The sequence below is a fragment of the Lachnospira sp. CLA-JM-H23 genome, assembly GCF_040096425.1.
Classification (GTDB): domain Bacteria; phylum Bacillota; class Clostridia; order Lachnospirales; family Lachnospiraceae; genus Lachnospira; species Lachnospira rogosae.
The window spans coordinates 228,615-255,468 of sequence record NZ_JBBMET010000003.1; the positions used below are offsets into that span (position 1 = coordinate 228,615).

The following is a 26,854-nucleotide window of genomic DNA, read 5'->3' on the forward strand; positions in this document are numbered from 1 at the left end:
GCGTATCAATGTTAGAAATTCATGGAGATACTGAATTAAGCAATATGGAATCATTCAATCTTAAAGAAACTAAAAATGGAGATAATAGAAATTGAATAAAAAGAAATTGGCAAAGAGTGTTGTAGGCATTGCTTTAATTGTAAGTGTAGCTATACTTATCGTTGTATGTGTTGGAAAAATAAAGCACATTCAGAATAAAAAAAATATTATTGGTACATGGAAGAATGCAAATGCAGAGGAAGTGTTTACCTTTCAAGAAAATGGAGGACTTGTTGTAAACAAAGATATGCCCGAATTGGGTATTACCTGTGGCAATGCATTATATAGCATATCTTCCTCAAATATGATTTTTGTGGAACAGAGAGATAATAGCGTGAATTTTGAGATAGAAGTAGATCAAAACGAATTAACAATCTTCTTTATGGGTCATAAATATTGGGAATTAACAAAATAGCAATTGCATATAAAGCGATACTCATGATATCCATAACCATAAAATATAGAGCCGATGAATCACTCGTTATTTCGATTGTGAGTTATCGGCTCTATTTCATTATTTATGGAAGGGCTAAAGAAATATCGTATTTTATAGAAATACTTTTGACAGATTTCTTCTCATTTTTATGTTCTTTTATCAAGTGCTATACCATTCCATATTCATCGCATTCACCCAATCTTGCATTTCTGAATCAAGATACAAACGGGCATATTCTAGTGGATTGTCAATCGCCAGTGCATCCAACATTCGTTGAGAGTTAGGAGTAGTAATCAATCCATCTTCTGCCTTGCCACAGTCAATCCGAAGTATGTAGCCATTGTAATAATTGATGTCTATGATGTTGTGATATTTATTATATTCTGCATGAACGATATTCATATTGCAAAGTCCTTTCTCTTATCTGTTTCAGTTGTAGAAGCATCTTGACCAGTTCCAGCCGATTATGTGATTTATATAATGTTATTAGCTGTTACCGGATTTTGCTTCCCTTGTTTTTGCCCTTATGAGGTGTCGTAACACAAGGGAAAAGGATATAACATAAGGGAAAGTCTAAGGGAAAGCTCACTTGCCAAAACTGTAGTAAAATCAAGGCATTGCGGATTTTATCGTAACACTTTATAATACCAGTTAGGTGTTAAAGAATTGTAGGTATCAAAATTAAAAATTTTAAAATATATAAACATAGACTTATAGTTCATCAGGCTATATAATTAAATACATAAAAGTTATGTAAGATTAGTAGAGTATATGATTAAAAACATTGATAAATATATAAAAGGATATATACAGACATCAGGCAGAAATACTTAAGAGTGTATTTATTAAAGAGTGGGGGAAAAATGAAAAGTAATAATATAATTAGTTATTTAAAATTAGTTATATGTATATTGTCTGTCATAGTATCAGCAGGGCTTATGGCGTGCAGTAATATACATAATAACGGCTCTAAGAGTTCAAGTAATGATTTAAAGCCTCTTATAATAGGCAGTGATAATTATGTGCCTTACAGTTATCTTGACAGTGATGGCAACTTTACAGGAATTGATGTTGAGATAGCAAGAGAGGCTTGCAGGCGTATGGGTTATACGCCAGTATTCAAGCAGATTGTATGGGATAACAAAGACATATATCTTAAAGAGGGAGCGGTAGACTGCCTGTGGGGCTGTTTTACAATGACCGGCAGGGAGGATAAGTACAACTGGGCTGGTCCATATATGTACAGCCGTCAGATAGTAGTTGTCAATAAAGACAGCGGGATAGAAAACCTTGCTGATCTTAACGGCAAAAGAGTGGCGGTGCAGGTAACTTCCAAGCCGGAGTACATACTATCTAATACGAATACGCCGCAGGTTGGTGTGCTGTACAGTATGTCAACGATGGAAGAATTATATGCTAGTATGAGAAAAGGTTATGTTGATGCCATAGCAGGTCACGAAAATGCTATGAATGTATTTGTACAGTCCAATGAGGAACATTTTGGTGTGCTTCGGGAAGAATTAAGTGTGTCAGAGCTGGGAATTGCATTTTCACTTGATAATGACAGTGGAATTGATAAGAAGCTTACCGGGGTGCTTAACGAAATGAGGGCTGATGGCACAATACAGAGCATAGCAGAGAAATATGGGGTTGACGTTAGTATGGCAGTATGGGGGAACTAATGGAAGATAAGAGTAGAATATGGGGCATATCAGATGTTAAAGCATTTTTGATTTCAATAATTACAGGATTTATATTGTTGACAATAGTAGCTGTTATATTTACCGAAATAAGCAATGAAACGGTTAATAAGACAGCAGACAGGGTGCTGGATTTTGTGCAGACAAGAGTTAATACATATGAATACTTTATACAGAATGATAAAGTGAAAAGCTTGTACAGGCTTTCTGATAAGACACAGGAATTAGTAAGGTGTATGCAGTATGAAGATGATATTGATACATTTTTAGATGAATATATGTATAACCAGAGACTTGACGGAATAGTTGTTCTTGACGGAGAGGGTGAATGTGAATCTTGCAGGGGAATGGAATATACGGATATTGATTCAGTTATAGACGACAGTAATGTAAAAGATGTCATTGAACACCCACAGAAGGTATATATAACAAGAGTTAATGCCAGGTCAGGGAGCATAACATATACCGAAAGCCAGAATGAGGAGTTTTCCGATATTGCTGTAGCGGCAAGAAAAGATACAAAAGGTGCAGTTATTACATATGTGAAGAAGGAAAGCTATGATAATAGTGGAGATATAAGCATTGACAGGCTCATATCAGGTTTTGAGTTTGATATGGATGGGATTGTATATATATCAGATGAGGACAAGGTGCTTAATTCCAATGACGAGGAGCTTCAGGGGCTTGATATGAAGGCACTGAGGAAAAGATATGATGGAGCTTGGGAAGAAAATGATAATGGTATTATAGCTGTACCATACAAAAATGATTATTACTATGGCAAGAGAAAGCAGATAGAGAATTATACAATATATGCGTTCTTTGCGGATAAGCAGGTATATTCTTTAAGAAACAGGGCGGTTGCTGCTGCATTATTTGTTTATATTGCGGTAATAGGTGTTGTCATGTTTGTAAGACAGCTTGTTATTGCCAAGGACGAAAGCAAAATGCAGCTACAGGAAATGGAATATAAAAGACAGCTTCTACAGGCGGCAGAGCAGGAGAAACGTGCCAATATTGCAAAGACAGATTTTCTAAGGCGTATGAGCCACGATATAAGAACACCTATTAATGGAATAAGAGGAATGGTCGATATATGCAGGTTCAATCTTGGCAACAGGGAAAAGGAAGAAGAATGTCTTGATAAGATTATGTCAGCCTCAGGCTTTTTATTAGACCTTGTAAATGATGTTCTTGATATGAATAAGCTTGAGTCGGGGGAGATTGCCATTAAAGAAGAACCATTTGAGCTTACGAAGATTATTAATGAGGTCAGCAGTGTTATTGAGACACAGGCAGATGAACAGTGTATCGATTATTCAGTTGACAGAGGTAGTATAGAATATGACAATCTGATAGGCAGTTCGCTTCATTTAAGGCAGATATTACAGAATATATTATCCAATGCGATTAAATATAATGTGCAGAATGGCTCTGTAAGATTTTCTTATAGTGAAAATGCAGCTGATGACGATACAGTTAAGGTTACTTTCATATGTGAAGACACCGGAATAGGAATGAGCGAAGAATTCCAGCAGATAGCTTTTGAGCCATTTGCACAGGAGAGCAGCAATGCAAGAACAGCTTATAAAGGAACCGGGCTTGGACTTGCAATAACCAAGAGGTTTATTGAGATAATGGGTGGAGAAATTGAATTTATTAGCAGACAGAATGTTGGAACAGAGTTTACAATAATATTACCATTCAAAATTAACCGTAACGTGACTGAAGCTAAGAATAGTAAATATGATGCACAGATGTCAATTGAAGGGCTTAAAGTGCTGGTTGCAGAAGACAACGAGATGAATATGGAGATTGTAAGCTTTATTCTTGATAATGCGGGTGCAAGGACTGTTGGAGTAAGCGATGGCAGGGAAGCACTGGATACATATATGAATTCAGATGCTAATGAGTATGATGTTATACTCCTTGATATAATGATGCCGGTTATGGACGGCTTGGAAACCGCAGAGAAGATAAGAAAGTCAGGAAGAGAAGATGCGGGTACTGTAATAATTATAGCGATGAGTGCCAACGCATTCTATGATGATATAGAACGGAGCATTAAAGCTGGTATGAATACACATATAGCAAAACCAATAGATGCTGATGAATTAGTTAATATAATTGCCAGACAAGCAGGCAGATAATAGATGTGACACTAAGAGAATGATAATAATTAAATATATGCGTATAACATCCGTGTAAATAATTAGCAGTAATACATATATATTATTTTGTGATATAGACGATTATTGGTAAATGTTCACACGGATTTTATGCAATGTATTACAAAAAATACATCAAAACCTAAAAATTTCAGTAATTGGTACCTGAGAACTATAAAAATCAGTAGTACATTTTCGTCAAAAGTTGTAATCTTATAAAAAATAGGCAATTAGTTTTGTGTAAAAGTTACAAAACATTGTATTGTTAAGAAAGGGAGAGTATGGACTATGAAATCAAGACGTAGAAGAGAATGGTTTCGCAGAAGTTCGGCTATGTTTATGGCGTTAGCTTTAATCATATCTGGACTTTCATTGCCGGAGGGCTTGTTTAGCATTACAGCCAAAGCGGCAGAAAAAGCCAGTGCAGAGTGGACAGTAAGTTCTACAATGTACGCAGATGGCGATAATGATAATTCAGTTACGGAATTGAACGGCAAATCAGGTAAGCTGGTTAATTCTAATAATGATGAATTATTAATAAATGCAAATTCAGGTAAAATAACTAAAAGGTCTAGCGACTATCTGGTTAATCCAAACACTGAATTAACATTTCCAATAGTTAATAATGCTAAGACCTGTACAATAACATTAAGGGCATATGTAGCAGTAACTGCTGATAATATGGCATTTACAGGAATGAGCAATATTAAAATAACAGAACAGTCAGGAAATGGCTGGGCATATTACATAATTGAAGGAACAGTTGATAAAGGTGCTTCATCGGTAACACTTACAACAAATGTTCAGAATTATTTTCAGTCAATAAAGGTTGACTCATCAACAAGTTATGCGACAACATCTGCTTCATTCGCAGATGGGGGGGATACTAAAGCTGAATGGGGATATTCAGAAACAGTTTTATCAAGCAAGGGTTCTACTTCATCAATTCAAAGTGATACAGGAACTTATACTAATGGTGATAAAGATGTATTATATGTTGATGCAACATCAGGTAAGTTTCAACCCAAAACAGATGGAACTAATAGAATCCAGGTTAATACTGGTACTAAGATAGTTATACCAGCGGCGGGAGATAAGGCTGTTATTAAACTTACTGTCAATAAGAACGTAGGTACAGATAAGGACAGCATATTAGGAAATACACTTAATATAACAGGAAGTGACAAGGTCTTAAGAAAGATGGAATGTATTTCCTGTGTTGCAAATTCTGACAGCGGTTATGTTGATGTAGAATTTGAATGTTATCTTACAGGAGATGAAGGAGAGCTTACATTAGATGTTAAAACTAATACATACATTAGAAATCTTTCAATCGAATGTGTAGAACTTAATAAGAAAGTAATAAATGGAACTATTACATCTAAATCAGATATTCCATCTGATATGCAGGTTGTAGCGACTAATAATACAACTGGACTTACATATACATCAGATATAACAGTTGCAGAGAATGGCAAGAGCGGTACATATTCAATTGAAGTACCAGCAGAAGATGAAGTTATGGAATATGAGATATCACTGAGCAATCCGGCATACCAGATTAAGAGTGGTATTTATAAACATAGTGTAAGTACAGAGACTGCTGCCAGGATTACAGCAGATTTAACTGTCATTAGCCTTGATACCTGCACAGTAACAGGTAAGATTAATGGCATTACTGAGGGTTATTATACAGAAGGTCTTGAACTTGTATTTACAACAACTGAGGAAACAGACTATGTTCCAGAAGTAACTATTGATACAGATACTTGGAAATATACAGCTAAGTTTGAAAAAGGTGTTTCATATAGTGTAGCCGTAAAGGGTGCTAATGACTATGAAGTAACTTCTGTATCAGATGGAATTAAATATTCAGAAGATGCAGAATTAGATATAACTGTAGGACTTAAGCCAACATATGCCGTTACAGTAAGTCTTCCGGAAGAAACTGATTTAACAGGCAAGAATGTAAAATACATATATATGAATAATGATGATGGATATGAATATGTATTTACAGATAAGGATGCTATTAAGTTAAGAGAGGGTTCATATACACTTACACTTGGTGGTGATTTCCTTGCACTTCCATACAAGGTAAAGTCAGGTAACACAGTTACAGTAAAGGGTGCTGAAGCATCACATAAGCTTATATTTGAGCAGGTTACAAACTGGTCTTTTGTTAAGAGTGATGATGGTGATTATTATGATGATAATATTCAGGGAACAACAGGCTACTACAATGGTTTAGCTATTGATGCTACAAAAGGTAAGTTAGTTCCTAATGGACCAACCCCTAATTCAGCACAGTTTACTACAGGAGCTAAGATAACAATACCTGTAAGTGGAAAGTGTACTATATCAGTAAAATCATTTGCACCAGCAAGTACATATGCACTTTACACAATAGCGGGTGAGCCGGCATCAAAAGATGATGTGACAACAGTATATAATTATGAAGATGAGAGCGAAGGAACAGTTGAAATTGTATCAACAGGTTCAGCTTACATAGTTTCAATATCTATAGTATATGCAGCTAAGGATGTTGAATATAATGAACAGCCAGCTATGCCTAAGACATATGATTATGGTACAGCTTCTAATCTTGTTGTACAGCCTACAGGACAGAAACTTGTTCTTACACAGACAGGTGGTACATTAAATACAACTACAAACACTGATAAGTCAACTAATATCAATAATACAGTAAGCTTCTTTGGATTTGATGAGACTACAGATGCCAACAAGCTTACAGCAGATATAACAATTACAGAGTGTGGTTCAAGCAATACTAATGGTATATTCTTTGGTGCATTTAACAAGAATTATATAGACACCGTAGGAATACGTAATTCTAATGCACTTAAGATGGTTTACTCAAAGAAGCCATCAGATCTTGCAGGTGCTTCAAGTAAAGTGGATACAACTATTCCAGCAGGAACTGTTGTGACATTTACAGTTGAAAAGACAGACGATGCTCTTGTTATCACAGCAACACCTAAGGGTGGAGAGACTAAGACAGCTACATATTCTTATAGTGCAAGTGATAATCTCTTATTTAATGCAGATAAGAAAAATACAGCAGTATCATATGGATTTGTATTAGCAGGTGTTAAGGCAACTATCCAGAATATGAAGTATATAGCACAGGACGGAACAGTTCTTTACGACCAGAATAAATGCTACAATGCAGTAGGTACAGCACCAGTTGTTAAGGAAGTTACAGCTAAAGCAGCTTATACAAGAGATTACATCACAGTAAGCTGGACAGATGAAGTACCAGCCGAAGGCGATGGTTTATATGTGCTTGAAGTATCAAGAGATAACGGAAAGAGCTGGGAAAAGGTTGCATCAGACATTACTGAGCCAACATATAAGTATTCAATTAAGGATGCCGGAGATTATAGGTTCAGAGTGGCTGGTAAGTTAGGTATTAATGGTGAGATTAATGATTATGTTGAATCAGATGCAATAACAGTAATAGCAGCACTGGATTCACCAAAGGCAAGCATAGCTTCAAGTGCAGATACAGTTGATCTTGTATGGGATGCAGTAGATAAGGCTGACCAATATGAGGTATATCGTTATTCATACGATGAGACAGCAGAGAATGCTTCAAAGATAGCAACAGTTACAGAATGTGCTTATAAAGATAAAGATGTAACAGCAGAGATGCCATATTACTATTATATAATAGCTTATTCACACGTTAATGGAAAAGTAGATAACTACAGTAACCCATCAGATACTTTATGGACTGTTCCAACAGCAGGACATACAGGTAAATATGTATATGAAGATGATGCTGTTAAGTATACAATAACTAAGAAGTCATATGACACTGTATACAATGGAAAGATTACAATTGAAGGTGTAGTTGAAGAAAATGTAACAGCAACGCTTTATGTTAATGGCAGTGAAGCAGCAAAGACAGATGTTAAAGAAAAAGAAAGCTTTGCATTTAAAGACATTGCTATTGAAGAAGGAAGAAATGATGTTGAATTAATATTCACAGATAAGAAAGGTAACAAGACTAGAGAAACATTTAATTATGTATATCTTACTAATTACAACAAGGTTGTAGATAGTGCATACACAGGAACTGATGGTGAGGAGGTTAATGGAATACCAACTTATAAGACAGTTCAGGCGGCAGTAGATTCAGTTGCTTCTGATAACACGAGACGTGTAATTATTCTTGTTAAAGAAGGTGATTATGAAGAACATCTTGTTGTTAAATCTCCTTATATAACACTTATAGGTGAGGATAGCGAGAAGACAAGAATATATTATGATGTTAAGGAATTAGCTGGTGGAGATATGTCTTTAAGATGTGCTGTAAGAATAGATAAGACAGCAACAGGCTTTTCGGCAGAGAACCTTACAATCGAGAATACTTATAATTATCTTGGTGATGGTACTAAGTCAAATGAATCAGCAGATGCTTTAAGAAATGATGCCAATGAAACATCATATATCAACTTAAGAATACTTGGTTATCAGGATACACTTTGTGCTAATGGTGGCACCCAGTATTATTACAAGTGCTATATAGCTGGTAATGTGGATTTCATATATGGTAATGAGCCTAGAGCATTATTTAATGATTGCAAGCTTGTATTCCGTTACAATGCTAATAAGAATTCAGGCTATGTATCAGCTCCTAAGGCATCAGCCTCTGCAACATATGGTCTTACATTCTTTAACTGTCAGGTTCTCTCAGAAGAGGGATGCTCAGGAAGTAAGTATTATCTTGCAAGACCTTGGGGAGCAGATGCTTATATTACTTGGATTAACTGCTATATGGGTAAGATATTAAAGCCGAATGCTTCTAATCCATATACAGATATGAGTGGTAATTTGGCTGCTAATGCAAGATTTTTCGAATATGGAAGCTATGGTCCTGCATTTGCAATTAACAGTAACAGAAGACAGATATCTGCTACGAAAGCCAATGAAATGACTTCAACATCATATCTTGGCTGGGATCCATATACAATAGTAGGTACAATAAGGTATACAGGTACTGTTAAGACAGACAGCATAGACAGATATGTAGAGAAAGAATATGTATCAGATACTTATTCACAGACAGAAGGTGATGATACAGGACTTGCACAGTATGCACAGGAAGGTTATGCACAGAGTGCTAATGTAACAGGTGGTGGATTATTAAAGGAAACATCAGATAACTATTACACAGCCGGCACAGCAGAAGAATTCCTTAATGCAATACAGAGTGTAAAGAAGAGTGGTAAGGCATCAGTAATCGAGCTTACAGCAGATATTGCGCTTGGTGATAAGGAAGTTAATAACTTTGACAGCTACAGCTCATTTATAACAGCACATAAGCTTGAGCCACTTACACACCCAACACTTTTAAAGACAGGTGTATCAATGCTTAAGCTTGCAGATATGAGTAATCTTACAATCTACTCTAAGAATGGAGCTAAGATTACACATACATGTATAGATATAACAGGCTCTAATAATATCATCATAAGAAATATTGAATTTGATGAGATATGGGAGTGGGACGATTATACAGAAGGTGCTTATGATCGTAATGACTGGGATTATATGACAATAGAAAAGGGAAGCTCTGATATATGGGTTGACCACTGTACTTTCTATAAGTCATATGATGGAGTTATTGATGTTAAGACACCAGTTAATGACAGTAATATAACAATATCATGGTGTGAATTCCTTCCAGCAAGTGAAGATAATGTATTCTTTGATGAAATGATGAATGCTATGAAGGCTAATCCAGATAACTACCCATATTATAAGCATTTGCTTGAAGAGGGTATGACAGATCAGCAGATATACAATTATGCTTATGGTCAGAAAAAGACTCATTTATTAGGACAGTCTGATGATGATTCATCAGCTAAGAATATTAAACTTACACTTGCTAATAACTACTATAAGAATTCGATGGATAGAATGCCAAGACTTCGTTATGGTACAGCACATGTATACAATTGTATTATGGATGCACAGGATTTAAGAGAAATGCGTCTTGATATAGAAAAGACAAATCCGGAATTAGCTAAGAAAATTGTAAGTAATGGTGCATCATCTAACTGTGGAGCTCATATGTTACTTGAGAACTGCTATATGTCAGGTATAACTAATGCACTTATAAGTGGTAACGGAAGCAGTCCAGCAGGTTATATTAACGCATTTAATACAATATATATGATGGATGGAGTAAAGCAGGAATTAAAGGTAGCTCTTAATACTGATAAAGAAGGTGAAGTAGCATTAGTTCAGGATAAAGATGAATTCAAGAAAGACCTTCCTTATACTGGCTACACATTATATGCAGCTTCAGAACTTGATACTAAAGTTAAACCATATACAGGTGCAGGAAAGCTTACACTTACAACATTACAGTGGGAGAAGACTTCTTACAATGAAGCTAAGCAAGAACATACAGAACATGTATGGAATGATGGTGAAGTAAAGAAAGAAGCAACTTGTACAGAAGAAGGTTCAAAGTTATATACTTGTATAGTATGTGGAGATACTAAGACAGAAGTAATTCCAGCGGCAGGACATAATTATAGTACAGAATGGACTATCGATAAGGAAGCTACTACTACAGAAGAAGGAAGCAAGTCACATCATTGTACAGTATGTGGTGACAAGGCAGACATTACAGTTATTCCTAAGCTTGAGAATACACAGCCGGGCGACAACGATAATAAGCCGGGCGACAACGATAATAAGCCGGGCGACAACGATAATAAGCCAGGCGACAACGATAATAAGCCGGGTGATAACAACAAGCCGGGTTCAGATAACTCTGATGTTAAGACAGATATTAAAGTTTCAGTATTGGTAGATGAAAGAGTACCGGAAACAGGACTTGTAGATTCAACAGAAGACATTATTAATGCTGTCCTTACAGAAGATGAAGCTAAACAGGCAGAAGATGGTGTAAAGGTTGATATTGCACTTACTGTAAAGGATAAGAGTTCTAATCTTACAGAAGATGAGAAGAAACTTATTAATAGTAACATTAAGGACAATCAGGCTGCTGGATGCATACTTGATATTCAGTTACAGAAGATTATAGGTTCGCAGAAGTCTGATGTATATGAACTTAACAGTGCAATTAATATTAAGGTTAAGTTAAATTCAGACCTTATTAATAAAGATTCTTCAAAGACAAGGAAGTATAGTGTAATAAGAATTCATAATGGGGTATCAGATATTCTTAGTGCCACATTTGATGAAGCAACAGGAGAACTTACATTTGCAACTGATAGATTCTCAACATATATTGTAGTCTATGAGGATGTTGCTAATTCTAATACAGAGGATAAGAGCAATGTATCAGGAAATGGCAGTGCGGCAGATAATAATGATGTGGCAGAAGACAGTGCTGCAACAGCTGATACTCTCTCAGTTACAAGAACAATAATTCTTCTTGCAGTTCTTATGATTAGTGCAGGTGTTATATGTCTTACATTATATAGAAGAAAAGAAAATGCTTAGAATTATATACTTAATAATATAAGCGGATAATATAAGTTAATAGTATAGGCTAATAGTATAAGTAAATAATATAAGCAGATAATAAAATGGCAGTCACATAAAGTGATACAGCATACTTTCTGGTATATCCAGCGGAGGAGTGTAATCACGGTGGCTGCCTTTTTATGTAATAGGAAATTCTATAATTATTAAAAAATGTAAAAATAAGTTGAATTATGTAGAAAATAAGATTATATTAATATAAGGCAATTTTCGATATGAAGTTTGCAGGAAAACGGCGCAAGCCTGCCGAAGGAGTAACACTCTCAGGTGCCAGCATCTGCTGGCGCAACTGTAAATGGATCGACTCTCTGGAGAGTTCTGGATAAACACAGAGGCCGAAGGTGCAACATATAGTTCTTTATAAGCAGTTAATAATGGATTACAAGACAATATTATGACTTCTTATAAAGAGGGTATATGAATCTCTCAGGCAAAAGGACAGAGAAGGCATAAAGTATAATATAACTTGTTATATGATAAGTTGTATATTCTAAAATGTTATTTCTGCTTTTATATTTATTCAGGCAATATTGTCTATAATTCCAATGCATTAAGTAAAAGTCTGCATATTAGCAAAGTATTTAGTAATGTACGGCATTTGCGGTGTTGGGACAGTATAGGATTGTACTATGCTGTAGTTTAGATATGAAAGGTAGAAAGTACAATGTGGAATTCAATTAATCAGATTCTTGCGAACATTGATAATTTCGTATGGGGTGTGCCGCTTATGGTAATTATCCTTTTTGGCGGAATATTATTGACAGTTCGTCTTGGTTTATTACAGATCAGAAAGCTCCCTTTAGCATTAAAATGGATGGTTAAAAATGAAGAAGAGGCAGAAGGTGAAATTACAAGTTTTGCCGCACTATGTACAGCGTTAAGTGCAACTATTGGTACTGGTAATATCGTTGGTGTTGCAACAGCAGTCTGTGCAGGTGGTCCAGGTGCATTATTCTGGATGGTTATAACAGCATTTTTCGGAATGGCAACTAAGTATTCAGAAGGTCTTCTTGCTGTTAAATACAGAGTTATAGGAGAAGACGGACACAGTCTTGGTGGACCATTCTATTATATAGAGCAGGGAATGGGCAAGAGCTGGAAATGGCTTGCTAAGTTATTTGCATTTTTTGGTGTATGTGTTGGACTTTTTGGTATTGGTACATTTAGTCAGGTAAATGGTATTTCAAGTGCCGTAAATGGTTTTTTCGATGCGAATAATGAGCATTGTGTCAATATTCCATTTCTTGGCGAGTACTCATGGTCAGTAGTAATCGCTTCACTTATTCTTGCAGTCTGTGTTGCACTTGTGCTTATAGGCGGTGTTAAGAGAATTGCAAGCGTAAGTCAGGTTGTAGTGCCATTTATGGCAATTATATATGTATTATTTGTTGCGGTTTTAGTAATAGCTAATATTACTAGAGTTCCTGCGGCATTTAAGGTTATAGTTCAGGCAGCATTTTCTCCTAGGGCAATCACTGGTGGAGCAGTCGGAAGTATGCTTGTTGCTATGCAGAAAGGTGTTGCAAGAGGCATTTTCTCTAATGAGGCTGGTCTTGGTAGTGCACCTATAGCAGCGGCTGCAGCACAGACTAACGAACCTGTAAGACAGGGACTTGTAAGTATGACAGGTACATTTATTGATACAATTGTAATATGTACTCTTACAGGGCTTTCAATTGTAATAACAGGTGCATGGCAGGTTGAAGGCCTTGAGGGTGTAGCAGTTACTACATATGCATTCCAGAATGGACTTCCATTCCCGGCACAGGTGTCTTCTTTTGTGCTTATGCTCTGTCTTGTATTCTTTGCATTTACAACAATTCTTGGCTGGGACTATTACAGCGAAAGATGTCTTGAATATCTTAGCGGTGGTAATATGAAGCACGTTAAAATATACCGCTGGATATACATATTAGCAGTATTTATCGGACCTTATATGACAGTAAGTGCGGTATGGACAATTGCTGATATATTTAACGGACTTATGGCACTGCCTAATATGATTGCGTTATTCGCATTGAGCGGAGTTGTGGTTAAGGAAACTAAGAGCTTCTTTGAAAGACATAATAATGAAAAGCTTTAATTTATAAATATTGTAGATATCCAAGAGTTCTTTAAAATAAAGCATGTTTAAATGAAAATAATGGACTTATAAAATAATGGCAATATCTCCTGTCCTTAAGTGGCGCGGAGGTATTGCCATTATTTGGTATATTAATCCGGTGTATTGACAAAAAATGATATGTTCATATATACTTATCAAAGTTAGCCGCGATTAACTAAAGTTAGTCACAACAAGACAATAAGAAAGGACATCGAAACATTAATGAAGAATATCATTAAATCCTCAATTAAACTTTTATGGCTTATGATAGGAATTGTGTCAATGGTACTCGGTGCAATAGGTGTCGTACTTCCAGTATTGCCAACAACGCCATTTTTATTATTAGCATCTTTCTGCTTTGCCAAAGGCTCTGACAGATTTCATATGTGGTTTATTGGAACAAAGCTTTACAAAAAACATCTTGAAAGCTTCGTTACCAGCCGTTCAATGACATTAAAGACTAAGTTGTGCATACTTCTGCCAGCATCAGCAATGCTTATATTGGCAATGCTTGCAATGTCTAATATATATGGGCGTGTATTTATTGTATTTTTGATAATATTCAAGTACATATATTTCTTTACAAGAATTGAAACAGTTAAGGCGTAAGCTTATGCCTGTTAGTTAATTATAGGCTTGGAAAATGTTTTCACGAGTTCTACAAGCATATCAACAGTTTTGTCCATACCTTCGATGGTTATGTGTTCGTAAGGACCGTGGTAGGCGTGTCCGCCAGTGCCAAGGTTAGGGCAGGGAAGTCCCATATAACTTAACATACAGCCGTCAGTGCCACCTCTTATTGGAAGTATAAGGGGTGGTATATTAGTATTCTTGCAGGCTTTCACAGCATTTTCTATAAGAAACATACATTTTTTGATAATCTCAGCCATATTGCGGTACTGGTCAGTGATAGTGAGCTGTACAGTTCCAGCACCCCATTTTTCATTCATAATCTTTTCAATGTGGCACAGTGTGGCTTTCTTTGCTTCAAATAATGAAGCATCGTGGTCACGGATTATATAATTAAGGTGTGCTTCTGCAACATCGCCAGACATACTTATAAGATGATAGAAGCCTTCGTAATTCTCCGTTTCCCTTGGTATCTCCATAGCCGGCAGGCAATTATTAATTTCCATAGCTACTAAGGAAGCGTTAATCATAGTATCCTTAGATGAGCCGGGGTGGACATTAAAACCTTTCACAACATATTCAGCTTTGGCGGCATTGAAATTCTCGTACTGTATCTCACCCTCAGTATCGCCATCAACAGTGTATGCGTAATCAGCTCCGAAGCGTTCAACGTCAAAATGTTCAGTACCCATACCAATCTCTTCATCAGGCGTAAATGCTACGCATATTGCAGGGTGTTCAATATTATTAGCAGTGATATATTCAATCATAGTAAGAATTTCAGCAATTCCAGCCTTATCATCTGCACCAAGAATAGTTGTTCCATCAGAAGTTATAAGAGTTCTGCCCTTTAAAGAAGCAAGATGTGGAAAAGTATCAGGACTTAATATAAGTCCGCTGTTACCAAGCAATAAGTCTCCACCATCATAATCAGGAGTCACAACAGGATTGATATCACCATTGCAATAATCAGACACAGTATCCATATGGGCAATAAAACCAATTGAAGGAAGCTTCTCAAGCCCCTTAGTTGCAGGCAGTCTGCCATAAAGATAACAATGTTTATCAAGCTTAACATCACTAAGTCCAAGCTCAGTCATCTCGTCTTTAAGAAGCCCAGCCAGCTTAAACTGACACTCAGAAGAAGGTGACTTTCCACTCTCTTCATCACTAGGAGTTCTGACAACAACATACTTTAATAATCTTTCATAAGCTTTCATAACAAATCCTCATTTCTGTATATATTATAATATTCCCCGTCCTCATAAAATTAAAACCATAACCTGATATAATTCCCTCATATAATATAACACAACCCACAAAATTATGTTAAAATAAATCAGAGGTTAATAGACTAATAGATTAGGAGAAATACTATGAACAACATTAAAAAACTTTCCACTGCTGGTGTCCTATGTGCAGTCGCAGTAGCTGGAAGCCTGATTTCATTTCCTGTATTTGGAAGTAAATGTGCACCAGTACAACATATGGTTAATATATTCTGTGCCGTCCTTTTAGGACCCGGATACGGCGTAATGGCGGCATTTGTTGCCTCACTTATAAGAAATCTGCTTGGAATGGGAAGCCTTATGGCATTTCCGGGAAGTATGTTCGGTGCATTGATATGCGGTATTGTATACAAAAAGACCCATAATATTATTGCAACAATGATAGGAGAAGTAGCAGGAACATCAATACTTGGTGGTTTATGTGCATATCCGGTTGCAATATTCCTTATGGGAAAAAGTGCCGCAGGAATAGCATTTTATGCGTATATAATTCCATTTTTTATATCAACTGCCATGGGTGCGGTCATATCTGGAATAATAGTATTCAGCATAAAAAAGGCAGGCTTGTTAGTTAAGATTCAGGACAATCTTGCAGGATAGACAATTCAATATGCAAAATCGATAGGCATATATAGGAGAATACAAGCTATTATAAGCAATGATAAAAGACGTTGTAATATTCAATACAGTGATAATCATATATGGAAAAAGACAAGCTTTCTGTATAGAAAAGAGGGTTTTAGTGAATGTTTGAAAATATAATAAAAAATGTGCATAACAGACATCCGCTTATCCACTGCATAACGAACTATGTGAGCATTAATGATTGTGCCAATATAGTGCTTGCATGCGGTGGTGCACCTATAATGGCGGAGGATATTAATGAGGTGAGCCAGATAACATCAATATGCCAGGGACTTGATATTAATATCGGGATGCTTAATGATAATAAATTATCATCAATGCTTAAAGCAGGTGCTACAGCCAATGAACTTGGAATACCAGTAATACTTGACCCTGTTGGTGCTGGTTCATCAGATTACAGAATTAAAGCTGTCCAAAATCTTATGTCCAATGTACAGTTTGGTGTTATAAGAGGAAATGTATCCGAGATAAAAGCGATAGCCGCAAAGCAGGGAATTCATAATATAGCAGCTGGAGTATATGAAACTATGCAGAAAAATAAGTCTGCTATGGGTGTTGAGGCGGGGATTGCCGATAAAATTACAGATGATAATATAAAAGAAATGGCAGATTTTATTAATAAGCTGTCCCAAAAGACAGGTGCTGTGATTGCGGTTACAGGCGGAATTGATATGGTTGCTGATGAGAACCGCGTATATGCAATAAGGAATGGTCATAAGATGATGAGCCTTGTTACCGGTGCCGGTTGTCAGCTGTCAGCTCTTACATCAGCATATGTAGCAGCGGATAAAGAGCATATATTAGAAAGTGTATGTGCAGCTGTTAGCGTAATGGGAATAAGCGGAGAGCTTGCATACCGCAGAATGGCAGAAGTGGATGGCAATGCAAGCTACAGGAATTATATAATTGATGCTGTATACAATATGACAGACGAAACTTTGAAAGAATTGGGAAGAATAGAGCGTATATAGTGTGTAAAAATATGAAATATATACAAGATATGTGAAAACATGGTGTATATAAATGATACAGATATATATCGTGACAGTGCATAGGTATATAATATTTGATAGCAGAGGAATAATATATGAGCAGTTATTTTTATTTTACAAGACACGGACAGACTATATGGAATGTAGAGAATAAAATATGTGGTGCGACAGACATTGCACTTACAGAGCTTGGACATAAGCAGGCAATAGAATTAGGTGAGTGTATCAAAATGGGAAATATACATATTGATGAGATATTATATTCTCCACTTATAAGAGCGGCTGACACAGCAAAGCATATATCAGAAACCACTGGCATACCGTGCAGAATGGAAATACGGTTAAAGGAGCAGAATTTTGGCAGATACGAGTCTACACCAAGAGATGGCAGGGAATTTGCCGCGGCTAAGATGAACTTTGTTGATGATTTTGACGGCGGAGAGACAATGCTTCATCTGAGCCAGAGGATATATAATCTTATAGATGATATAAGAAATGACAATTCTGATAAAATATATCTTCTAGTTGCGCATAATGGTATTTCGAGGATTGTCGAGTCATATTTCAGAAATATGAGCAATGATGAGTTTTCAGGCTTTGGAATTAAGAACTGTGAACTTAAAAAGTATGAATTTAAAGATAAAAATGCTTAGAAAATGCGTAGAAGGTGTGTGTAAAGGAGTAACAATATATGGATTATAAGCTTCTTATTGATACAGCGGCTCTTGCGGGTATGATTATGTTAGAAAATGGAGCAGAGATATACAGGGTTGAGGAAACAATCGATTATATGCTTAAAACATCAGGTTTAAAGACTACACAGGCATTTGTTGTATCAACGGGATTTATGATTTCTTTAGATGATCCGTCAATAGATGCACTGACAGTTGTCAGGAGAGTGGACAGAGGGGCAACCAACCTTAATATGATAGCTCAGGTCAATGACATATCAAGAAAGTTTTATAAAGGAATAATATCATTAGAGGAGGCATTTTCGCAGTTAAAGCATTTAAAGAAGAATCAGTATCCGTGGTGGTTAAAGGATATATGCACAGTATTCGTGGGGCTTTTCTTTACGGGAATGTACGGCGGCAATGGCGTGGATATGCTGTTTACAGGAATAGTTGGCGTATTCTTGGCTATATGGTTACATGCCGCTGGCAGTATGAAGCTTAATTCACTTATAAAAGACCTGACAGCTTCTATTGTATTATCAGTTGTGGCAAGGGTACTCATTCATCTTAATCCCCTTGCCCATCTTGATTTAATAATAATAGGTTCGATAATGGTACTTGTTCCCGGGGCTGCAATAACCAACGCAATAAGAGATACTCTCCACGGCGACTACGCCTCCGGCAATGCCAATATACTCCAAGCCTTCACCGAAGCCGCCCTAATAGCCCTGGGCGTCTACATAGGCCTGGTAATAATATCCTAAAAACGAGCCGCCGGTCCTTAGCCGGCCGCACAAGCTGGCGGCTGAGTACCGCTGCGAGCGACACTCAGTGCAAGCGTGTCGCCGTTGTATTTGCTGGGAGCTGGCAATCCAGCCACAACGTAAATAATATCACCCACACATCAAGGAAAAGATAAAATTCAGGAGGCCATCCATATGCTATTTCAATGCCTATTCGCTTTCGGCGCAATCATAACATTTTCAGTAATAATAGAAGCCCCAAGAAAATGCCTGCTAGTTAACGGCATACTAGGTCTTGCGGGCTGGGCAATCTATTTGTATACAGAACAGTTCACATCAGTTCTTATGGCAACCTTTATGTCAGGACTTGTTCTTGCAATAATCTCCCACATACTGGCAAGACTTTTAAAGACACCGGTTACAACAACACTTATACCGGCGATATTAACAATAGTTCCTGGAGCTGGAATGTACCAGACGGTATATTACCTGTTCACATCAGATACACAGCAGGCATTATCAAGTCTTGTTGGAACAATTGGTGCGGCAGGGGCAATTGCGATAGCCATATTTATTGTTGATGCATTAGTTGCTGTAGTTAAACGTATTGTATTATAAAGGAGAGATGGTATGACATTACAACAGCTGTCTTATCTTATAAAAGTTGCTGAGTGCGGCAATATAACAGAGGCTGCGGAACAATTATATATATCACAGCCAAGTCTTAGCACGGCAATAAGCAATCTTGAAAAAGAGATGGGTGTTACAGCTTTTATAAGAACGAAAAAGGGCGTTATAGTAACCCACGAGGGTGAAGAACTATTGTCGTTTGCAAGAATGTTATTAGAGCAGGCGGATATTATGAAAGAGCATTTCGGGGTTGTTAATAAAAGAGATCCGAAGTTCTCAGTATCATGCCAGCATTATTCATTTGCCGTTAATGCTTTCGTTGATGTTGTTAATCAATTTGATGCAGATAAATACAGTTTTATATTAAGGGAAACACAGACAGGCGAGATTATAGATGATGTTGCTTATGGCAAAAGTGAACTTGGAATACTATATCTGTCAGATAATAATGAGGAAGTAATAAGCAAGCTTCTTAAGAAAAATGACCTTGTATACGAACAGCTTATTGAAGCAAAGCCGCATGTATTTATATGCAAGAAGCACCCGCTTGCAGATATGGATTTTGTGACGATTGAAGATTTAAAACCGTATCCATATCTTGTATTTGAGCAGGGCGAGAGAAATTCATTTTATTTCTCAGAAGAATTCTTAAGCGTGCTTGATTTCCCTAAGAATATACAGGTGCGTGACAGGGCTACTTTATTTAATCTCGCAATAGGACTTAATGGATTTACCGTAAGTTCGGGGATTATTGATGAGAAGCTCAATGGCTCAGAAATCATTGCCAAGCCGTTAAAATCCGATTGCATTATGAGGATAGGACTTGTCAGAAAGAAGAATATAATGCTTAGCAGATACGCAGAATTCTATATAAAAGCATTGAAAAATAACTTATCCATAGTTTAAAACTATGATAAGCGTAATAAATTAAGTATTTTATTAAAAATTCATATAATGATAATATGACCTCAGGTTGTTCAGTATATTAGTCGAACAGCCTGAGGTTAATTAATTTGGAGGATATATATGCAGACATCGGTTATTGGGTTTCCAAGAATTGGAACTTTAAGAGAATTAAAATTTGCAAGTGAAAAGTATTTCAGAGGTGAGATTAGTTCACAGGAATTATTAGATACAGCTAAGAATTTAAGAAAGATACATTGGACTATACAGAAGAATGAAGGAATAGATTTCATTCCAAGTAATGATTTCTCATTTTATGACACATTGCTTGATACAGCAGCTGCACTTGGAATTGTTCCAAGAAGATATAAGGAGCTTAATTTATCAGGTCTTGATACATATTTTGCAATGGCAAGAGGCTATCAGGGAGAGTCTGGTGATGTTAAGGCACTGGCAATGAAGAAATGGTTTAATACTAATTACCATTATATTGTACCAGAGGTTGAAGATGATACAGTTATTAGGCTTTCAGCAGACAAACTCCTTAATGAATACAAAGAAGCTAAGGAACTGGGCATTACAACAAAGCCGGTAATCGCTGGTCCTTATACAGTTCTTAAGTTATGCAGATTTACAGAGAACAAGGGCATTGATGATTTTTTAGATGATTTTATTGCAGCTTACAAGGAGCTTATAGCTTTATGTAACGATAATAACATAAGCTGGTTACAGCTTGATGAGCCTGCACTTGTATATGATTTGAGTGATGCTGACAAGGCTTTATTTAATAAGATATATGATGAACTTCTTAAGGAAAGGGGTAACTGCAATATACTTCTTCAGACATATTTCGGAGATGTAAGGGATATATATGAGGACATTATTAATAAGCCATTTGCAGGTGTTGGACTTGATTTTAATGAGGGAAGAAAGACATTTGAATTAGTAGAAAAATATGGTTTTCCAGCTGGTAAGCTTTTATTTGCTGGTGTTGTAAATGGAAAGAATATATGGAAGAACAACTATAAGAAGACATTAGATTTAATAAGCAGTATTAAAAATGCCTGTGACAATAATATAAATGTTGTTATATCAACTTCCTGCTCATTATTACACGTTCCATATACATTAAAGCACGAGGATAAATTAGCTGACAGCTATAAAATACATTTCTCATTCGCAGAAGAAAAGCTTACAGAGCTTGCCGAGTTAGGTGTTCTTGCTGATAAGAAACAGGATAAGGTTAAGAGTGAAAATGCCTATATTGATAACCAGAAGGTATTTGAGGAAGAAAGAAACTGCCATAACGCAGAGGTTAAGGAAAGACTTGCTAATATTAAGGAAGAAGATTATGTACGTCTTCCATTAAGAAGTGAAAGACAAAAGCTTCAGAAGGAGAAACTGGGTCTTCCGGAATTTCCAACTACAACTATTGGTTCATTTCCTCAGACTAAGGAGATTAAGGCAGAGAGAGCGGCTTACAGAAAGAATGAAATATCAGAAGAAGAGTATACACAGTATATTAAGAAGCAGATTGCTGATTGCGTAAAATGGCAGGAGGAGATTGGTCTTGATGTGCTTGTACACGGTGAATATGAAAGAAATGATATGGTTGAGTATTTCGGCGAGGCACTTGAGGGATATTTATTCACACAGAAGGCGTGGGTTCAGTCTTATGGTACAAGATGTGTTAAGCCACCAGTAATATGGGGTGATGTATACAGAAAGAAGCCAATGACAGTTGACTGGTCAGTGTATGCACAGTCATTAACTAATAAGCCGATGAAGGGTATGCTTACAGGACCTGTAACTATATTAAACTGGTCTTTCCCAAGAGAAGATATAACTATAAAAGAGTCAATATTGCAGATTGCACTTGCAATAAGAGATGAAGTTCTTGACTTAGAGGCGGCAGGAATTAAGGTAATACAGATTGATGAGGCAGCATTAAGAGAGAAGCTTCCACTTAGAAAGTCAGACTGGTATAATGAATATCTTGATTTTGCAATTCCAGCTTTCAGGCTTACACACAGCGGAGTAAAGAAGGATACACAGATACATACACATATGTGCTATTCAGAATTCACAGATATAATTCCAGCAATAGACGATATGGATGCTGATGTTATCACATTTGAAGCTTCACGTTCAGACCTTTTAATATTAGATTCTTTAAGAGAGAATAATTTTGAGACAGAAGTAGGACCGGGAGTATATGACATACATTCTCCAAGAGTTCCATCAGTTGATGAAATTGTTAATGCGTTAAATATAATGCTTACTAAAATCAGCAGGGACAAACTCTGGGTTAATCCAGACTGCGGCTTAAAGACACGAGGTGTAAAGGAAACAGATGCCAGCTTAAGAAATATGGTTGAGGCGGCTAAGATAATAAGAAACAGATAAATAAGTTATAGGCAGAGCCTGTTCCTCTTGAAAGATTATACTTAAGTCCACAGTGCAGATTTGCATATTGTGAAATAGGTAATAAGCTTACAGAGGAACAACAGTGGGCAAAGCTTAAGCTTGTAAAAGAAATCGCAGAAGAAGTAAGGGGATAATCCAATCTATCTTACAGAGATTTCTTCATTGCAGTAAAGACAGCGGTATTTGCCTGATGGATATAGCTTGAAAATGTGTTCACAACCTGTTTCGATACTTGTAATACAGCGTGGATTTTTACATTTTATAACATTGGTTAAGATTTTAGGTGGAAGAGGATGATATTTTTTATCAACTTTTCCATCTTTAATTATAATCAGAGTTATCTGTTTATTAATGTAACCAACAATATCTAATCTTTCAGGAAGCTTGGTTCCTTCTATCTTGATTAAATCTTTACAGCCGTACTTTTCGCTTTTTACATATTGAAGGAGTGCAACAGAATGTGACTGTGCATCAAGGTTTAAAAGGCGGTATATATCTAACCCCTGTCCAGCAGGGATATGGTCGATTACTACACCATTTTGCAAAGAATCTATATTTAACATTATAATCTCCATTCTATTTTACTATAGTACTTTTTTTCCTGTGAGTGGGTCTGTAAGTTCAAGTAAACTCATAATAAGAGCCATACGGATATATTTGCCATTCTGCACTTGTTCAAAATAGGCGGCACGCTTATCGGTATCAACATCAGTTGATATTTCATCAACTCTTGGCAGAGGGTGAAGAACCGGCATATCGGCAGGGGCAAGCTGTAATTTCTCTTTATTAAGTATATAAGTATCTTTTAATCTTATATAATCATCTTCATTAAAGAAACGCTCACGCTGTACCCTTGTCATATAAAGCACGTCAAGCTCTGGGAGTGTATCTTCAAGGCTTCTTACTTCTTTATATACTGATTTATTAGGAATAAGAGTATCTTCTATAAGATAATCGGGAACTTTTAATTCTTCTGGTGATATAAAATAGAACTTATTGTCATTGAAACGTACAAGGCTGTTCACAAGAGAATGTACAGTTCTTCCAAATTTTAAATCACCGCAGAAACCAACAGTCAGGTTATCAAGACGTCCCTTTCTATGGCGTATTGTCATCAGGTCAATTAATGTCTGGGTTGGGTGGTTGTGACCTCCGTCACCAGCGTTGATAACTGGAATTGATGAATACATAGAAGCTCTTAAAGGTGCACCTTCTTTTGGGTGGCGCATTGCAATAATGTCGGCATAACAGCTTACAACACGGGCGGTATCTGCGACAGTTTCGCCCTTGGTGGCACTTGACTGGTTAGCACCGGCAAAGCCTAAGGTCTTTCCTCCAAGGCTTAACATTGCTGACTCAAAGGATAAACGAGTTCTTGTGCTTGGTTCATAGAATAAAGTAGCAAGCTTTTTGCCGTCAGCAACGTGGCTGTAGGCTTCTTCATTAGAAGCAATCCTGTCAGCTAAGTCTAAAATGTTTATTGTTTCATCAAGTGTAAAATCAAGAGGGTCAATTAAATTTCTCATAGCCATTCTCCCTTTGTTAAATATTGGTTTCTCTCTGCCCCGACAGATATGAACTGGATTTCGTGATTAAGCAGCTTTTCAAGCTTTTCAATATAATTTCTTGCATTATCAGGAAGTTCATCATATGTACGGTATTTTGATATGTCTGTAAGCCAGCCTGGCATAAGTTCAACAACAGGCTTGTACATATCTATATTGTCTGTCGGGTCAAATTCTGTTACGACAGTATTTTTATATTTATAACCTGTTATAATAGGGATTTCTCTCATATAGCTTAAGATATCTAATTTGGTTAATGCTATTAAATCTGAATTCTGGCATTTAAGACCATAAGCACTGGCAACAGCATCAAATGGTCCGACACGTCTTGGTCGTCCTGTAGCAGCACCATATTCGCCGCCGTATTTACGAAGGAGCTTCTGCCATTCTTCAGACATTGCATTTTCTGCAACAAATGGACCAGCACCTACACAGGTTGAATAAGCTTTTAAGACACCGACAATATGGTTAAGTGGAGCATAAGGTATGCCAGCACCTAAAGGACCATAGGCAGCTATTGTAGATGAGCTTGAAGTGTAGGGGAATATACCATAATCAATATCCCTCATAGCGCCTAACTGGGCTTCAAGAACTACTTTTTTATTATCAGCCAAGGCATTATTTAAGAAAATGCCTGTATCACATATATAATCCCTGAATATATCTGCTTGTTTTTCACACCACGATAAGAGGGCAGGATATGACATTGGTTCCTGATGATAACAGCCGGCAAGTTCAAGATTTTTTGCATCTAATATGGTTCTAAGCCTTGCTTTAACATTTTCATTATCAAGATGAAGAAGGTCGGCAAGACGAAGAGTCTTCTTGCGGTATTTATCGCTATAGGCATAAGCAATGCCCCTGCGTGTAGAACCAAATGCACTGCCTGTTGCAGATAACCGGTTTTCTTCAAGTTCATCTTGAACCTTGTGCCAAGGCATAGATATAGTGGCATGTTTTGAAAGCTTCAGATTATCAGGAGTTACAGATATTCCTTTTTCTTTGATTTGTTCAGCTTCATTTGAAAGATGTTCAAGGTCAATTACCATTCCATCACCGAGAACACATACAACATCAGGGTGAAGTATTCCAGATGGAAGAAGATTAAGAACGAATTTCCCTTTATCAGTGACTACAGTGTGACCGGCGTTATTACCGCCCTGATAACGGACAACAATATCAGCCTGCTCAGCTAACAAGTCAATTACGCGGCCTTTGCCTTCATCACCCCAGTTAATTCCTGTTACAGCAGTAAGCATATAAGCATCTCCTTTAAAATATAGTATAGGTTGTAGTTGGTAAAATGTAACTTTTAATAATGATAATAAATTTTAGTTGCTTTTATTACCAAGTAAGGAGTATACTATTGAAACAATGATAAGTAAAAAGTATAATTGATATGGTTTTGATTATTATTTGATATAACTGTGATACTTATAGCTAGTGAAAGGGTCAGATTATATGAATGTTAATTACGAATATTATAAGATATTTTATTATGTAGCCAAATACAGTAACTTTACTAAAGCTGCACACGCATTAGGTAACAGCCAGCCGAATATAACAAGGGCTATGAATTGTCTTGAACAGCAGCTTGGCTGTTCGTTATTTATAAGAAATAACAGGGGAATTCAGCTTACTCCTGAGGGTGAGAAGTTGTATACACACGTATCCGTTGCGATGAGCCAGTTATTAGAAGCAGAGGAAGAATTATCTGACAGCTCAAGCCTTACAACAGGAAGCGTATCAATTGGTGCAAGTGAGACAGCACTTAATATATTCCTGTTAGATAAGCTTAAAAAGTTCCATATTAAATATCCGGGAATACGTCTTAAAATATATAACCATTCGACACCTCAGGCAATAGAAGCTGTAAGATCGGGAATTATAGATTTCGCTGTTGCATCTTCACCTGTCAATGTAGAAGCACCTCTTAAGCAGATAATGTTAAAGACATTTAAAGAAATTCTTGTAGGAGGTACTACGTTTACTGCATTGGGAAGTCAGGAATTATCATTAAAGGAGTTAAAGAATTATCCTTTGATATGTCTTGGCAGGGAAACAATGACATTTCAGTTCTATAATGAATTATTCTATAAAAATGGAATTGAATTACTGCCAGATACTGAGGTAGCTACAACAGACCAGATACTCCCACTTGTGAAAAATGAGCTTGGTCTGGGCTTCGTGCCTGAACTTATGGCACAGGAAGCCCTTAGCAAGCGTGAAATTGTAAAGATATCGTTAAAAGAAACGATTCCTGAAAGAAATGTGTGTATGGTATATGATTACCAGCATCCTTTAAATTCAGCGGCAAAAGAATTAAAAAAGATGATTATGGAAGAGTAGGAGATAATG

General features: G+C 36.6%; 19 protein-coding genes, 1 pseudogene and 1 riboswitch. Of the genes and pseudogenes, 15 read left to right on the forward strand and 5 right to left on the reverse strand.

The genetic code is table 11. The features are described from left to right. Nucleotides 1-91 precede the first annotated feature (91 nt). A complete protein-coding gene (locus WMO42_RS05620; RefSeq protein ID WP_008397018.1) occupies nucleotides 92-454 on the forward strand; it encodes a hypothetical protein in 363 nt (120 codons plus the stop codon). A gap of 180 nt (nucleotides 455-634) precedes the next feature. Here WMO42_RS05620 and WMO42_RS05625 read toward each other — a convergent pair whose 3' ends face one another. Continuing rightward, the gene (locus WMO42_RS05625) at nucleotides 635-877 is read right to left on the reverse strand and encodes a DUF6061 family protein (protein ID WP_008397019.1); all 243 of its coding nucleotides are present in this window, start codon (nucleotides 875-877) and stop codon (nucleotides 635-637) included. Between the two features lie 461 nt (nucleotides 878-1,338). Between WMO42_RS05625 and WMO42_RS05630 the strand changes: the two genes are divergently transcribed. The 5 genes from WMO42_RS05630 (at nucleotide 1,339) to WMO42_RS05650 (ending at nucleotide 14,607) form a co-directional block, all read left to right on the forward strand. Next, nucleotides 1,339-2,157 carry a transporter substrate-binding domain-containing protein gene (locus tag WMO42_RS05630; RefSeq protein WP_349191771.1) on the forward strand — a complete coding sequence of 273 codons (819 nt, stop codon included), beginning with the start codon at nucleotides 1,339-1,341 and terminating at the stop codon, nucleotides 2,155-2,157. Beyond that, on the forward strand, nucleotides 2,157-4,325 hold the full coding sequence (locus WMO42_RS05635; protein ID WP_349191773.1) for an ATP-binding protein: 2,169 nt from the start codon (nucleotides 2,157-2,159) through the stop codon (nucleotides 4,323-4,325). Before WMO42_RS05630 ends, WMO42_RS05635 begins: the two co-directional genes overlap by 1 nt. A gap of 306 nt (nucleotides 4,326-4,631) precedes the next feature. Beyond that, on the forward strand, nucleotides 4,632-11,852 hold the full coding sequence (locus tag WMO42_RS05640) for a pectinesterase family protein (protein ID WP_349191774.1): 7,221 nt from the start codon (nucleotides 4,632-4,634) through the stop codon (nucleotides 11,850-11,852). Between the two features lie 340 nt (nucleotides 11,853-12,192). Then, a riboswitch (glycine riboswitch) is annotated at nucleotides 12,193-12,346 on the forward strand. A gap of 212 nt (nucleotides 12,347-12,558) precedes the next feature. Beyond that, the gene (locus tag WMO42_RS05645) at nucleotides 12,559-13,977 is read left to right on the forward strand and encodes an alanine/glycine:cation symporter family protein (protein WP_349191775.1); all 1,419 of its coding nucleotides are present in this window, start codon (nucleotides 12,559-12,561) and stop codon (nucleotides 13,975-13,977) included. A 243-nt stretch (nucleotides 13,978-14,220) separates the two neighbouring features. Then, complete coding sequence (locus WMO42_RS05650) at nucleotides 14,221-14,607, forward strand: YbaN family protein (protein ID WP_349191776.1); 387 nt, start codon at nucleotides 14,221-14,223, stop codon at nucleotides 14,605-14,607. Nucleotides 14,608-14,618: 11 nt separating this feature from the next. Here WMO42_RS05650 and pepT read toward each other — a convergent pair whose 3' ends face one another. After that, nucleotides 14,619-15,848: a peptidase T gene (pepT, locus tag WMO42_RS05655; RefSeq protein WP_090140162.1), complete on the reverse strand. Its 1,230-nt coding sequence runs from the start codon at nucleotides 15,846-15,848 to the stop codon at nucleotides 14,619-14,621. Between the two features lie 156 nt (nucleotides 15,849-16,004). On the opposite strand from pepT, the gene thiW reads away from it, so the two are divergent. The 8 genes and pseudogenes from thiW to WMO42_RS05695 form a co-directional block, all read left to right on the forward strand. Then, complete coding sequence (thiW, locus tag WMO42_RS05660; protein ID WP_022501960.1) at nucleotides 16,005-16,517, forward strand: energy coupling factor transporter S component ThiW; 513 nt, start codon at nucleotides 16,005-16,007, stop codon at nucleotides 16,515-16,517. 146 nt (nucleotides 16,518-16,663) lie between these two features. Continuing rightward, on the forward strand, nucleotides 16,664-17,533 hold the full coding sequence (thiM, locus tag WMO42_RS05665) for a hydroxyethylthiazole kinase (protein ID WP_055173992.1): 870 nt from the start codon (nucleotides 16,664-16,666) through the stop codon (nucleotides 17,531-17,533). Between the two features lie 116 nt (nucleotides 17,534-17,649). Then, a complete protein-coding gene (locus tag WMO42_RS05670) occupies nucleotides 17,650-18,207 on the forward strand; it encodes a histidine phosphatase family protein (protein WP_349191777.1) in 558 nt (185 codons plus the stop codon). Nucleotides 18,208-18,245: 38 nt separating this feature from the next. Continuing rightward, complete coding sequence (locus tag WMO42_RS05675) at nucleotides 18,246-18,992, forward strand: threonine/serine exporter family protein (protein WP_022501957.1); 747 nt, start codon at nucleotides 18,246-18,248, stop codon at nucleotides 18,990-18,992. Nucleotides 18,993-19,166: 174 nt separating this feature from the next. Then, on the forward strand, nucleotides 19,167-19,589 hold the full coding sequence (locus WMO42_RS05680) for a threonine/serine exporter family protein (RefSeq protein ID WP_349191778.1): 423 nt from the start codon (nucleotides 19,167-19,169) through the stop codon (nucleotides 19,587-19,589). A 12-nt stretch (nucleotides 19,590-19,601) separates the two neighbouring features. Next, nucleotides 19,602-20,507: a LysR family transcriptional regulator gene (locus WMO42_RS05685; protein WP_349191779.1), complete on the forward strand. Its 906-nt coding sequence runs from the start codon at nucleotides 19,602-19,604 to the stop codon at nucleotides 20,505-20,507. Nucleotides 20,508-20,627: 120 nt separating this feature from the next. Continuing rightward, nucleotides 20,628-22,910, forward strand: coding sequence for a 5-methyltetrahydropteroyltriglutamate--homocysteine S-methyltransferase (metE, locus tag WMO42_RS05690; RefSeq protein ID WP_349191780.1), 2,283 nt, complete (start codon nucleotides 20,628-20,630; stop codon nucleotides 22,908-22,910). Continuing rightward, nucleotides 22,901-23,065 (forward strand): annotated as a pseudogene (locus WMO42_RS05695) (5-methyltetrahydropteroyltriglutamate--homocysteine methyltransferase); the annotation flags it as partial. The gene metE and the pseudogene WMO42_RS05695, both read left to right, overlap by 10 nt. Nucleotides 23,066-23,071: 6 nt before the next feature. Here WMO42_RS05695 and WMO42_RS05700 read toward each other — a convergent pair. Genes WMO42_RS05700 through WMO42_RS05710 form a run of 3 tightly spaced genes read right to left on the reverse strand, consistent with a single transcriptional unit; the run spans nucleotide 23,072 to nucleotide 25,755 of the window. Next, nucleotides 23,072-23,494 (reverse strand): aspartate carbamoyltransferase regulatory subunit, encoded by a 423-nt coding sequence (locus WMO42_RS05700; protein WP_022501953.1) that lies wholly within the window; start codon nucleotides 23,492-23,494, stop codon nucleotides 23,072-23,074. Between the two features lie 21 nt (nucleotides 23,495-23,515). After that, on the reverse strand, nucleotides 23,516-24,457 hold the full coding sequence (pyrB, locus tag WMO42_RS05705) for an aspartate carbamoyltransferase (RefSeq protein WP_349191781.1): 942 nt from the start codon (nucleotides 24,455-24,457) through the stop codon (nucleotides 23,516-23,518). Beyond that, nucleotides 24,454-25,755 (reverse strand): adenylosuccinate synthase, encoded by a 1,302-nt coding sequence (locus tag WMO42_RS05710; RefSeq protein WP_055306229.1) that lies wholly within the window; start codon nucleotides 25,753-25,755, stop codon nucleotides 24,454-24,456. The genes pyrB and WMO42_RS05710 overlap by 4 nt, the downstream gene beginning before the upstream one ends. A gap of 202 nt (nucleotides 25,756-25,957) precedes the next feature. On the opposite strand from WMO42_RS05710, the gene WMO42_RS05715 reads away from it, so the two are divergent. Then, the gene (locus WMO42_RS05715; protein WP_055306228.1) at nucleotides 25,958-26,845 is read left to right on the forward strand and encodes a LysR family transcriptional regulator; all 888 of its coding nucleotides are present in this window, start codon (nucleotides 25,958-25,960) and stop codon (nucleotides 26,843-26,845) included. Nucleotides 26,846-26,854: the final 9 nt, after the last annotated feature.

Coding starts and splice junctions, on each gene's coding strand:
- WMO42_RS05625 (WP_008397019.1), bottom strand. CDS start 877: ATGAATATCGTTCATGCAGAATATAATAAATATCACAACATCATAGAC.
- WMO42_RS05630 (WP_349191771.1), top strand. CDS start 1,339: ATGAAAAGTAATAATATAATTAGTTATTTAAAATTAGTTATATGTATA.
- WMO42_RS05635 (WP_349191773.1), top strand. CDS start 2,157: ATGGAAGATAAGAGTAGAATATGGGGCATATCAGATGTTAAAGCATTT.
- WMO42_RS05640 (WP_349191774.1), top strand. CDS start 4,632: ATGAAATCAAGACGTAGAAGAGAATGGTTTCGCAGAAGTTCGGCTATG.
- WMO42_RS05645 (WP_349191775.1), top strand. CDS start 12,559: ATGTGGAATTCAATTAATCAGATTCTTGCGAACATTGATAATTTCGTA.
- WMO42_RS05650 (WP_349191776.1), top strand. CDS start 14,221: ATGAAGAATATCATTAAATCCTCAATTAAACTTTTATGGCTTATGATA.
- pepT (WP_090140162.1), bottom strand. CDS start 15,848: ATGAAAGCTTATGAAAGATTATTAAAGTATGTTGTTGTCAGAACTCCT.
- thiW (WP_022501960.1), top strand. CDS start 16,005: ATGAACAACATTAAAAAACTTTCCACTGCTGGTGTCCTATGTGCAGTC.
- thiM (WP_055173992.1), top strand. CDS start 16,664: ATGTTTGAAAATATAATAAAAAATGTGCATAACAGACATCCGCTTATC.
- WMO42_RS05670 (WP_349191777.1), top strand. CDS start 17,650: ATGAGCAGTTATTTTTATTTTACAAGACACGGACAGACTATATGGAAT.
- WMO42_RS05675 (WP_022501957.1), top strand. CDS start 18,246: ATGGATTATAAGCTTCTTATTGATACAGCGGCTCTTGCGGGTATGATT.
- WMO42_RS05680 (WP_349191778.1), top strand. CDS start 19,167: ATGCTATTTCAATGCCTATTCGCTTTCGGCGCAATCATAACATTTTCA.
- WMO42_RS05685 (WP_349191779.1), top strand. CDS start 19,602: ATGACATTACAACAGCTGTCTTATCTTATAAAAGTTGCTGAGTGCGGC.
- metE (WP_349191780.1), top strand. CDS start 20,628: ATGCAGACATCGGTTATTGGGTTTCCAAGAATTGGAACTTTAAGAGAA.
- WMO42_RS05700 (WP_022501953.1), bottom strand. CDS start 23,494: ATGTTAAATATAGATTCTTTGCAAAATGGTGTAGTAATCGACCATATC.
- pyrB (WP_349191781.1), bottom strand. CDS start 24,457: ATGAGAAATTTAATTGACCCTCTTGATTTTACACTTGATGAAACAATA.
- WMO42_RS05710 (WP_055306229.1), bottom strand. CDS start 25,755: ATGCTTACTGCTGTAACAGGAATTAACTGGGGTGATGAAGGCAAAGGC.
- WMO42_RS05715 (WP_055306228.1), top strand. CDS start 25,958: ATGAATGTTAATTACGAATATTATAAGATATTTTATTATGTAGCCAAA.